Raw genomic sequence first — 12,482 nt, 5'->3', positions numbered from 1 at the left:
ATATGAGTAACTTTGCGTGTTGAAACACCGTTTATCACCATTTCTAGCATAGATAAAACGAGAGCTTGATCACACCGAGCATACTTTTCAAAAATCGTTGGTGAAAACTCACCATTACGAGTTCTAGGAACAGTTAGCTTGATTCTACCAATACTCATCGTTAATTCACGTTCATAATAGCCGTTACGATAATCACGGCGATCAGTAGAACGTTCATAGGCGTCTACTTGCAAATAGTCGTCTCTTTCTTTTTCCATAAATTCGTTTAATACTAAAACTATAGCTGATTTAACAACTGTATCAATATTAGAATTGATAATCGAATCTTTTAAAAGATCCATGTCTAGGTTAAACTGTAATTGGGTCATTTTATATTCCTCACTTTACTTTATTTTCGTGGTTGAAAACATTGTAACCAAGAGGAAAGAAAATGACCCCTTTTCTTTTTACACAATTATACGGACTCAATCAGAAAATCGCTGATAACAATTTCAAGAACCGCCGATAGCATCAAGAATCGTACCCGAATTTACAGTAGCGGAGAAATGAGTCGCATAAGTGATTCAAGCATGCGTTTTTGAATACTTCGCTTTTGAAATGACGCCCATGTAATTTCTGTAGATTCTTTAAAATCTTGTTCAAAATCATTTTTTATATCTAGCACCGTTGTAGATTCATAGAGGATCGCGATGATTTCATAGTTAAGCTCAAAACTACGAATATCCATATTTGCTGTACCAATTGATGCAACTTCATCATCAACAAGTACAATCTTAGCGTGCATAAAAGTTTCTTTAACGCGGTAAATGGAGACACCCGCTTTTAGCAGCGGTGTAAAGTATGATTGGGATGCTTGATCACTAATGATACTATCGCCTTTTCCTGGGTATAAAATGCGGACATCTACTCCAGAAAGTGCACTCAAACGTAATAATGTTAATGTTTCCTGATCAGGAATGAAATATGGAGTGGCGATCCAAATTGACTTTTTGGCAGAGCTCATAATTTTCAATAAAGCATTTCGAATATTTGTATCATCTGAGCTAGGTCCACTTGCGACGATTTGTACGGCACCTTCTGCTTGATGAATTCCTTGGCTAGGAAAGTATGTGCTATCCATAAATTGATGCCAAGACTCCATATTTAAACTACTAGTGGCATAGAGAAAATCTTCTAGAAAAATGGCCTGCAGTTTAGATATTGCTTTTCCTTCTATTTTTAAATGACTATCACGCCATATAGGAAACTTCTTTGAACGACCAAGATATTCATCTCCGACATTGAGCCCACCTGTAAAACCAATCGTCCCATCTACAATAACAATTTTACGGTGGTTACGATAATTGACGGTTTCTAATAGCCAAGGTGAAAGAATTGAATCAAATTCAACTACTTCAATCCCTGCATCTTTCATTGGTTGTAAGAAGCTCCTACGTAATTTATTACTGCCGAGTCCATCGTAAAGAAAGCGTACGATCACGCCAGATTTTGCCTTCCTAATTAAGGCATCTCGTATGGCTGTACCGATTTCATCTGATCGATAAATATAGTATTGAATATGAATATGATGTGTAGCATTTTCAATGGCTTGTAGGATTTCGGAAAATGTTTCATTCCCGTTTGTTAGGAGCTTTGTTGTTGTCTCATTCGCAACAGGACCACCGCCAAATTTTTGGATAATTTGAGTCAAATAGGTGGATCTTTCATTTAGAGAAGAAGAGATGTCTAAGTTAAAACTTCTCCCCTCTAAAATCTCACGGAATATCATTCTTTTCTCTTCTGAACGTTGTAAATGTTTCTTTCTTCTCCAACGACTTCTTCCGAACAGTAAGTACAGTAGTACACCGATAACAGGGAGAATGGCTAATATTAAAAACCAAGCTAATGTACTTTGCGGGGAACGGTTTTCAATAAAAATAACGAAGGAAATCCCAATAATTGTGATTGGCAAAAGTATGCCGATTAAGGTATATAAGGAAATGATGGACTTATTTAAGACGATGAGCAAAATTGCCGCAATTGCAAATACAAATAGTAATTGGACTACGCGATTCTTCATATGTATACATTTTCACCTATTCTTTTTTCAATTTTTATAACAGGAAGTAGTACTTTAATAGTTTTATGATAAATTGTTTTCTTGTTATTTACAATATAGACACTTCTATGTTAGATGGATATTGTAAGTAATGGGACAATCTATATATCCTCTACTGTGAATCAAAACAGATAAACAAGTTCGGAATTAACTTTGTACTTAGGCCTGCATGAGGGCCGACACGATGTCGATCATATCGGTAATGGCAGACTGAGGTTCTTCTATTATAAGCGGATATGTACACTCGCTGAAAAGTAACTTAAACCTGCATTATTAGACCACCTATAGGGAGGGGAGATACCAGTACCTGTCGCGAACATTTGTAGCTGCCGCTTTGCTTTCGCTGCAGATAAGCCGGGATAAATTGGATATTCCCGATAATAATTCTCCTAAATGATAAATCAACTTAACGGAAAATAATAATTAACAAGTCATTTAGCGTAATATTTACCACTTAAAGGCATGAAATATTTGGAATATTCACAATAATGGAATAATTTATTCAAAAAACTAATAGTAAAAAATTTATAAATTATTTGTAAGAGGTATGTATATTTTTATTGAAGAAAAATAGAAGTTTAATGTTATCTAAATATAATAAAATATATGTATTCTGTGATATTTTTTATTTTATAAATAATAAATATTTATTGTGATTATGTTTTTTAGTGAATAAAATAAGTTTTTTTATCAATATTTAACCATTATTTTACATTAATTATTTTATTAAAATAATAGAATGTTGAGATATGAAATAATAAATAATGAAAAATTGTAAACTCGATTTCTAATGATTTTGATGATGATGTAAAGTCGAAATTGTATTTATTTTTACAATAATTTAAAAATGTACTTGATTTAGTATATTAATTCTAGATAAAATGATGATACAATTAATTGTCAGATAATTCTTTTGTTGGAATAATAGTTTGGGAATGAGAGTGATTATTAGTGACAACAATTTATTTGAAATTAAGATGTTAATTATATTCAAGGATGAAAATGTTCTAATTTTTCTGAAAATTGAAATGCGCGGTAAAGAAAATATTAAGTAAACCGTATAAACAAAAGCAAATTCATTTAAATTGAATATGGCCTTAGTAAGTTGGTTTTTTCTTTTGATTTGATAGGGAGGTAATCGTGTGACAAATAATCATGAAATGATTATTGAGATTAATAATTTACGTACAAGCTTTCGGCGAGCAGATGAATATTTCGCTGCAGTAGATGGTGTTGATTTGCGCATTCGAAAAAATGAGGTGCTTGCAATTGTAGGTGAGTCAGGTTGTGGTAAAAGTACTTTAGCTACATCAATTGTTGGGTTACATAATCCTATCAACACAAAAATAGAAGGTGAAATATTATATAAAGGTAAAAACTTGGTAGATATAACCGAGCAGCAATATACCCAGTTACGCGGTAGTGATTTCGGTTTTATTTTCCAAGATCCACTGGCTGCACTGAATCCGTTAAAGAGAATCGGTTTCCAAATTGAAGAACCGCTTATATACCATACTGATTTAAATGAAGCACAACGCCGTGAGCGTGCAATGGAGTTATTACAGCAAGTAGGTATACATAACCCGGAACGTATTTATAAGCAATATCCGCATGAATTATCAGGTGGTATGCGACAACGCGTAATGATAGCGACAGCGATTGCATGTAAGCCACCACTTATTATAGCTGATGAACCAACAACGGCATTAGATGTAACGATTCAAGCGCAAATACTAGATTTATTAAAAGAATTACAAATAGAAACTGAGTCAGGCATTTTGTTAATTACCCATGACTTAGGTGTAGTAGCTGAAGTAGCAGATCGTGTTGCAGTCATGTATGCTGGACAAATTGTCGAAGAAGCGCCCGTTATTGAATTATTTAAAAATCCTAAACATCCATATACACGTTCGTTATTGAACTCTATTCCTCAATCCCATAAGGTAAATGAAAAGTTAGAGGTTATTCATGGTATGGTTCCTTCATTATTTAATTTGCCACGTGGAGGTTGTCGCTTTGCACCACGTATTCCATGGATTGACGAAAGCGCCCATGAGGAAAATCCAATATTACATGAGGTAGGACCAGAACATTTTGTTCGCTGTACGTGTTGGAAAGACTTTCACTTTAAGAAGGATGGGGGAAAATAATATGAGCTTTATGCAAATTAAAGATTTATGCGTGCATTATCCTATCCGTGGTGGGTTCTTTAATACCATTGTAGATCATGTTTATGCGGTAGATGGCATAAGTATGGAGTTTGAAAAAGGAAAAACTTATGGTCTTGTTGGAGAATCAGGATGTGGTAAATCGACAACAGGTAAGGCAATTATTGGTTTAGAGAAAGTGACATCGGGCCAAATAATCTATGAAGGACAAGATGTAACGAAAATGCGTCGTAGCGGTAAATCAGGATTTAATCGTGACGTACAAATGATTTTCCAAGATTCTCATTCCAGTATGAATCCAAGAAAACGCATTCGTGATGTTATCGCAGAGCCAATTCGAAATTTCCTGCGTTTAAGTGAGCAGGAAGAACGAAAACGAGTTAATGAGCTTTTGGCGATTGTTGGGATGCAAGAGGATGCCCAATATAAATATCCTCATGAATTTTCTGGTGGTCAAAAGCAACGATTGGGTATTGCACGTGCTATGGCATGTCGTCCCAAATTAATTATTGCAGATGAACCTGTTTCAGCACTTGATTTATCCGTACAAGCACAAGTTTTAAACTTTATGAAAGATATACAAGAGGAATTTGGTGTAACGTATTTATTCATTTCACATGACTTAGGTGTTGTAAAGCATATGTGTGATGAAATCAATATTATGTACCGAGGACGCTTCGTGGAAAAAGGACAAAGAGAAGATATTTATGATGATCCGCGTCATATTTATACACACCGTTTATTATCTGCCATTCCAGATATTGAGCCTGAAACTCGTGCAGAACGTAAGCAAGAGCGTTTAAAAGTAAGTCAGTATTATAAAGAAAATCAGCATAAATTTTTTGATAAAGACGGAAAAGTTTATCCTTTACAATCAATTTCAGATACACATGCTGTTGCATTGGCGTCGATTGAAGGAGGAATGTGATTATGTGGAAAACGGTTCTTCGTAGAGTCATCATCATGGTTCCACAAATTATTATTTTAAGTATGTTAGTGTTTATCATTGCTAAGCTAATGCCAGGCGATCCATTTACAGGTTTAATGGGACCAGAGACAGATCCTAACCGTATTGAAGAGTTACGCGAAGCAGCAGGCTTAAACGACCCATGGTATCAACAATATGCCAGATGGGTATCAAATGCAGTGCATGGCGACTTAGGTAAAAGCTACACATATCAACGCAGTGTAACATCACTTATTGGTGAACGAGCACTCAATACGTTCTACTTATCATTAGTTGCAATGATCCTAACGTATTTAATTGCAATTCCATTAGGACTTCTAGCAGGTCGTTATCAAGATTCTCGATTAGACCGTGGAATCGTGTTTTATAACTTTTTAAGTATGGCAATACCGCCGTTCGTGTTTGGTTTAATTTTAATTTATGTATTCGGCTATATATTAGGCTGGGTTCCAACATCAGGTTCAGTAAATGTATTAACTGAAAAAGGTACTTTATCCTACTATTGGGATAAATTATATCATATTATTACACCTGCTATTACGATGGCGGTTTTGGGGACGTATACAATCATTCAATATTTACGTTCAGAAATTATTGATTCTAAAAACCAAGACTATGTTAAAACAGCGCGTAGTAAAGGTTTACCAATGAATAAAGTATATACACGACACATTTTCCGTAATTCATTAATTCCGATTGCGGCTGGTCTTGGGTTCACTATTACAGGTTTACTAGGCGGAACTATCTTTATTGAAACAATCTTTAGTTATCCAGGTATGGGAGAACTATTCATGTCTTCAATTGCGAGTCGTGACTATAGTGTAATTACAGCACTTATCGTGTTGTATGGTTTCTTGGGGTTACTTGGAAGTATGTTATCAGATATTATTTTAAGCATCGTAGACCCACGAATACGTATCGACTAACTTGCAAAGAATAGAGGTGACTTTACATGGATAAAACAGAAGAGAAAAAATTAGAAGAACAACATCGCCCAGCAGTAGGTTTCCAAGTCGTATGGCGTGAGTTTAAAAAAGATAAAATAGCGATGTTTTCATTAATATTTATAACATTATTAGTAGTAGCGGTATTTATTGCTAGTTTTATTATTGATGTAGACGAAATAATGAAAGTTAAATTACTAGGTCGCTTTGCGGAGCCGGGTGTTGATGGATATATTTTAGGTGCAGATGACGCAGGGCGTGATATTTTTGGACAATTAATTATCGGAGCTAAAAACTCTTTAATTATTGCTATATGTATTACGATTATTGCAGCAGTTATCGGTATTGTTATCGGTTTAATCACTGGCTATTATGCGGGTAAAGTTGATCTTGTTATTATGCGAATTATGGATTTCATTATGATTTTACCTAGTTTTATGATTACGATTGCCATAGTTTCAACGCTAGAAAAATATTCACCGATCCACATCGTTATCTTATTAAGTATGTTTGCTTGGATTGGGAAGGCAAGGTTAATACGTAGTAAAACATTAACAGAAGCCCGTCGAGATTATGTAAGTGCTTCAAAAACGATGGGTACAAGCGATTTTAAAATTATGTTTAGAGAGGTTTTACCAAACTTAAGCTCTATTATTATCGTTAACTTAACATTAAGTCTAGCGGGTAATATGGGTGCTGAAACGGGTCTTTCATTTTTAGGGTATGGCTTACCACCTTCAACACCAAGTTTAGGTACTCTAGTAAGCTATGCAAGAGATCCTGAGATTTTAGTAGATAAATGGTGGATTTGGTTACCTGCAGCATTATTTATTTTAGTGATGATGCTTGGTATAAATTATGTTGGTCAAGCGTTACGACGTGCGGCTGACTCAAGACAACGATTAGGCTAAGGAGGAAGGGTAAATGAAGAAAAAAAGTGTTTTTCTGCTAACTTTACTATTAACACTAGTTTTAGCACTAGCGGCATGTAGTGGAGGGGGCAAAGAATCTTCAAAAGATGACAAGAAGAAAACAGCAACTCGTAGTTTCCCAATGGAAGTAAAGAATGAAGGAGAACCAATTAAAGGTGGTGTTTTACAAGTAGCTTTACCATCTACATCACCGTTCAAAGGTATCTTTTTACAAGAATTCTCCTCAGATACGAATGACTCAGAGATTATGAAATTTGCAAGTAACATTCTTTTTGATAATGACGGTGACTTTTTACTAACAGATACAGGTCTTGCAAGTCTAAAGGTTGACGCAGATGCAAATAAAGCAACTGTAAAAATACGTGAAAATGTAAAATGGTCTGATGGAGAGCCATTTACAATCGACGATGTTATTTTCCCTTATGAAATTATCGGTCACCCTGATTATGAAGGCGTTCGTTATGACGATGATTTCCAAAATATTATTGGCGCTGAAGAGTACCATGATAAGAAAGCAGATACAATTTCAGGTTTAAAACGAGTAGATGATCATACATTAGAAATTTCATTTAAATCAATTTCACCAGCAATTTACAGCGGTGGTGATGGATTGTGGAGTTCAGCTGTACCAAAACATCAATTAAAAGATATTCCGGTAAAAGAAATGATAAGCTCTGATGCAGTGCGTGTAAATCCAGTAACTTTAGGGGCTTTCAAGTTCGATAAAATTGTAAATGGTGAGTCTGTAAAATTTGTTAAAAACGAATTTTATTGGAGGGGCGAACCTAAACTTGATGGGGTAGTAATTAAAGTAGTTTCACCAGAAACTTTACCGAAGGCATTAAATTCAGGAACTTATGACATAGCGGTAAATGGTTTCCCAGGTTCAAAGATTACACAAATTGAAAATTCTAAAAACTTAGCGATTTTATCGCGTCCTCGATTATCTTATAGCTATTTGAGCTTCAAGCTAGGTAAATTCGATACTGCAAAAGGAATTAACGTAACAGATAAAAATGCAAAATTAGGTGACCCAAAATTACGTCAAGCATTAGCTTATGCAATCGATGTAGAAGAGGTAAACGAAAAATTAGGCAATGGTATTAATACACGTGCGACAACGTTAATTCCTCCAGCATTTGCATCATTCCATACAAAGGATATGCCAGGCTTCACGTATGATAAGAAAAAGGCGCAACAATTATTAGATGAAGCAGGCTATAAAGATGTGGATGGCGATGGTATTCGTGAAGATAAAGATGGTAAGCCATTTACAATTAAATTAGGTGCACAAGGTGGTACCGAGGTACTAGAATCTACGATTGAATACTACCGTCAAAACTGGAAAGAAGTCGGTATTAATGTTGAATTAGCTTCTGGTCGTCTAATGGAGTTTAACTCATTTACTGATAAGCTTAAAAAAGATGATCCAGAGATTGAAATGTTCTTTGGTGCTTGGAGTACAGGAACAAATCCATCTCCAAAAGGATTATATGGTGAGGGTGCATTATTCAACTTGTCACGTTTTGTATCACCTGAATTAACTGCCATTTTAGATGATATCGATTCTAAAGAATCTTTAGATATAAATCATCGCAAAGAAGCATTCCGAAAGTTTGAAGAGTATATGTTTGAACAGGCTACAACAATTCCAACTGTAGCAGTTACTGATCTTATTCCCGTTAATAAACGTGTTAAAAACTATAATGTTGACTATGCAAATGAAACTCAATACCATGAAATCGAGTTAACTGCTGATGCTCCATTAAAAAACTAATAGCACATAGTTAAGAGTGAGAGTATAAACTGTAGGCAAATTCTTTAAGAAGAATTTCCTACAGTTTTTTTGCGTTATTTTAATTTCTTTCAATAATTATTTTCTATAGCGAAAGCGCAACTTCAGTTACAAATGTTTTCTGTAGCGAAGGCACAGCGTCAGCTACACAAGTCTACTTTTTAACGTGTGTCTACACGATTAAAAAGAAATAGGTCTGTTTCAAAGTGTAGGACCGTACATTAACTAAAATGAGCAAGAAAAAGCATTTGTTGCGATATCACATTATTGCTTAAGTTAATTACATAATGCGACAATAAGGAGCTATTTAGTCAAATCAAAATCCCCTTGTAGCTTTTTATTCATCAAATTAAAACACAATCCAGAATGATTATCTAATTTTATGTCGAGAAATTAATTTATTTTTTACAAAAAATTAATTAGATGTCCGTAACAAATAGTTGAATTAAATTATTTGTCTTCTATAATAATTCTTGCTTTAAGGCGTTGATGTGTTAATAGAAAAAATTATTTATTAATAGTTATTAGGGAAAAGATAGTTCATCACCAAAAGGTGTGGATGACTTTTGTTAAAGCGTCTACTAAGTAAATAGTTGATTGGAGTGGAGACTGGGCGACTCCTTGGGGATCAGTAATAGAGGAGCGAAGGCTAAAAGCATCACATCCTGTGATAACGCCTTCGTGACCAACATCGTGTTGGCCCGAGACCCTGCAGCGCAGCGAAGCGGCTCATCGGACGCCCCCAGGAAGCTCTGCTCTGCGCGAAAGCGAAGCGTCAGCGGCAAAGCGCCCAGTCGGAACGGAAATCAACCACACGTTTTGGTGATGATCCGAAAAGATATAAAAATGGTAAAACATAGGAAGAGTTCTGCGTCATAGTGGAGACTCTGCAGCGCAATCGGACATCCTCAGGAAAGTGCCCAGTCAGAATGGAAATCAACCTCACGTTATGGTGACCAGCTAAAATTCTCTAAAAACCGAATCCGAATAAATGTAGAATTTATGAGGGAAAGTATAGGAGATAAATGACTATTTGCTATATTGTAATAATAAAAAAGTAATGCTTTAAACTAATAAAGTGGGAAGTCAACAAAATACTTCTTGAAGAAAAATACAAATTTATTGAGCAAAATTGGAATAGTTGTATGGATTAGTTTGTATATAATAATGTAAGAAATGTAAAAATTCACTTGATTAACCATGTTATTTCTAGCTAAAATGATAATACACTTAATTATCAGAATATTATTTCATTTGAGACTTACCTTAAAATTCTTTAGAAGGAAGAGATTAATATTCTTTTATTTTGATGATTTTTAAATTGAAATGATTTTGAAATAAGTTTATCTAATTTTTTCGGGCTATTAATTCAACTCCTTTTAGCAAATGTTTTCTGTAGCGTCAGCTTTAGAATTCGCTGTGGTATTACCGAAAGAATCGGCATCGTGTCGCACTCATACAGGTCTAAGTACAAAGTCGATGAATTTTTAAAAGGAATTTATGTAAAAAAGATAGTGCTTAACAAGCGGTATCTAACTTACTACATTGCAACAGTAGTTAAGTAAAAACTCTTAAAAGGTGTGATGTAAAAATGAGCTTAATGTTAGAAGTAAAAAACCTTAAAGCTGGTTTTGATATAGACGGGGAGCTATATCATGCTGTTGATGATGTTTCATTTTCAGTCAAATCTGGTCAGATCGTTGGAGTAGTTGGTGAATCAGGCTGTGGAAAAAGTGTAATGTCTCTTTCCATTATGCAATTACTTCCAAAAGGAGTTGGTAAAATCACGGGAGGTGAAATTAGATTCCACGGGAAAAACATAGAGAATTATTCGAACGACGAGATGAATAAAATTAGAGGAAATGATATTAGTATGATTTTCCAGGAGCCTATGACATCTTTAAATCCTGTTTTTACTATAGGCTCACAAATTGAAGAGAGTATGCTTAATCATAGTAAAATGTCTAAGGCTGAGGCTAGAAGTAAGGCGATTGATTTATTAAAACAGGTTGGCATTCCAAGAGCTGAAAAAATTGTGAATGAATACCCTCATCAATTGTCAGGTGGTATGAGGCAAAGAGTAATGATTGCTATCGCTATTGCTTGTCAGCCTCGACTGTTAATAGCGGATGAACCAACTACTGCACTGGATGTAACAGTGCAGGCCCAAATACTAGATTTATTGAAAAGTATTCAGGGTAAAAATAACATGTCTATCGTACTGATCACTCACGATTTAGGTGTAGTTGCGGAAATATGTGATGAAGTCATTATTATGTATGCTGGAAAGATCGTAGAACGAACAACTGTTGATAACTTGTTTTACAAACCCAAACACCCATATACGAAACTCTTAATGGCATCGATCCCGAGAATAGATACAGAAGTAAATGAGTTAGCTACTATTAAAGGTATTGTACCGTCTTTAAAAAACATGCCTCAAGTAGGCTGTCGTTTTGTTGATAGATGTCCATCGGCGATGCCTGAATGTAGTAATGTTACGCCACAACTTACTTTCGTAGATGATAATCATGAAGTCTCTTGTTTACTTTTTGAAGGCTGCAATTCTAGAAAGGGTGTGAGCACACAATATGAATCAAGCTACAAATAATAAAGAAAATTTATTGGAACTAATTAATTTAAAAACCTATTACCCGATTAAAGGTGGATTATTCAAACATACGATTGGACATGTTAAAGCGGTAGATAATATTTCTTTTTCCATAAAAAATGGTGAAACATTAGGGTTAGTAGGCGAATCTGGCTGTGGAAAGTCAACAACAGGTCGTACGATTTTAAGATTGTTAGACGCAACCGAAGGAAAAATTATTTTTAATGGTCATGATATTACAAAATTGCGAGGGAAATCATTAAGAGAAATAAGGAAAGATATCCAAATGGTGTTTCAAGATCCTTATGCATCATTAAATCCTATGCAAATGGTAGGTAGTATCATAGCTGAACCAATTATGAATTATCATAAAAAACCACTTAAATCATTAAAAAGTGAAGTGATGGAGCTTTTACAAAAAGTTGGCTTACCCGAAGATGCATATTACAAATATGCACATGAATTTTCGGGAGGACAGCGTCAACGGATTGGTATTGCTAGAGCACTTGCACTTAAACCAAAACTAATTATAGCGGATGAACCCGTTTCCGCATTAGATGTCTCTGTGCAATCTCAGGTGCTTAATTTGTTAAAAGAGTTACAGGATGAGTTTGACTTAACATTTTTATTTATTGCCCATGATTTAAGTGTTGTAAAACATATGAGTGATCGAATCGGTGTTATGTATTTAGGAAACATTGTGGAAATTGCAGATAAAGAACATATTTATGACGAACCACTGCATCCGTATACACAAGCGTTAATATCTGCCATCCCGGTACCTGATCCAAGGAAAAAGAGTAGCCGTATCGTATTAGAGGGGGATATCCCTAGTCCGGCTAATCCTCCTAAGGGGTGCCCTTTCCATCCACGTTGTCCAAAAGCAATGGCAGAGTGTTCATTATCTAAACCAACCTTAAAGGAGGTGAAGCGGGGGCATAGAGTTGCATGCCATTTATATTAAAAA

At 35.0% G+C, this 12,482-nt stretch carries 9 protein-coding genes; 7 read left to right on the top strand and 2 right to left on the bottom strand.

All coding sequences use genetic code 11. The features are described 5' to 3' along the window. Both ACIQ7N_RS04115 and ACIQ7N_RS04110 read right to left on the bottom strand, forming a co-directional pair. Positions 1-368, bottom strand: a 368-nt coding sequence (locus ACIQ7N_RS04115) for a transposase (protein ID WP_402930421.1), incomplete at its 3' end; no start/stop codon positions are given. Between the two features lie 161 nt (positions 369-529). Then, positions 530-2,059 (bottom strand): cardiolipin synthase, encoded by a 1,530-nt coding sequence (locus ACIQ7N_RS04110; protein WP_402930420.1) that lies wholly within the window; start codon positions 2,057-2,059, stop codon positions 530-532. A 1,199-nt stretch (positions 2,060-3,258) separates the two neighbouring features. On the opposite strand from ACIQ7N_RS04110, the gene ACIQ7N_RS04105 reads away from it, so the two are divergent. From ACIQ7N_RS04105 to ACIQ7N_RS04075, 7 genes are all read left to right on the top strand, one after another. Then, on the top strand, positions 3,259-4,248 hold the full coding sequence (locus tag ACIQ7N_RS04105) for an ABC transporter ATP-binding protein (protein ID WP_402930429.1): 990 nt from the start codon (positions 3,259-3,261) through the stop codon (positions 4,246-4,248). A 1-nt stretch (position 4,249) separates the two neighbouring features. Then, positions 4,250-5,194: an ATP-binding cassette domain-containing protein gene (locus ACIQ7N_RS04100; protein WP_402930419.1), complete on the top strand. Its 945-nt coding sequence runs from the start codon at positions 4,250-4,252 to the stop codon at positions 5,192-5,194. Between the two features lie 2 nt (positions 5,195-5,196). Beyond that, complete coding sequence (opp4B, locus tag ACIQ7N_RS04095) at positions 5,197-6,159, top strand: oligopeptide ABC transporter permease (RefSeq protein ID WP_132357499.1); 963 nt, start codon at positions 5,197-5,199, stop codon at positions 6,157-6,159. Between the two features lie 26 nt (positions 6,160-6,185). Continuing rightward, positions 6,186-7,088, top strand: a complete 903-nt coding sequence (locus ACIQ7N_RS04090) for an ABC transporter permease (protein WP_402930417.1) — start codon at positions 6,186-6,188, stop codon at positions 7,086-7,088. Between the two features lie 13 nt (positions 7,089-7,101). Next, positions 7,102-8,886: an oligopeptide ABC transporter substrate-binding protein gene (locus ACIQ7N_RS04085; RefSeq protein ID WP_402930415.1), complete on the top strand. Its 1,785-nt coding sequence runs from the start codon at positions 7,102-7,104 to the stop codon at positions 8,884-8,886. A gap of 1,609 nt (positions 8,887-10,495) precedes the next feature. Then, positions 10,496-11,515: an ABC transporter ATP-binding protein gene (locus ACIQ7N_RS04080; protein ID WP_402930413.1), complete on the top strand. Its 1,020-nt coding sequence runs from the start codon at positions 10,496-10,498 to the stop codon at positions 11,513-11,515. Further along, the gene (locus tag ACIQ7N_RS04075; protein WP_402930412.1) at positions 11,496-12,479 is read left to right on the top strand and encodes an ABC transporter ATP-binding protein; all 984 of its coding nucleotides are present in this window, start codon (positions 11,496-11,498) and stop codon (positions 12,477-12,479) included. Before ACIQ7N_RS04080 ends, ACIQ7N_RS04075 begins: the two co-directional genes overlap by 20 nt. Positions 12,480-12,482 lie beyond the last annotated feature (3 nt).

The sequence above is a fragment of the Lysinibacillus sp. NPDC095746 genome (assembly GCF_044763535.1).
Classification (GTDB): Bacteria; Bacillota; Bacilli; order Bacillales_A; family Planococcaceae; genus Lysinibacillus.
Note: the sequence above shows the minus strand (reverse complement) of the source record. Positions and strands in the feature narration are given on the sequence as shown.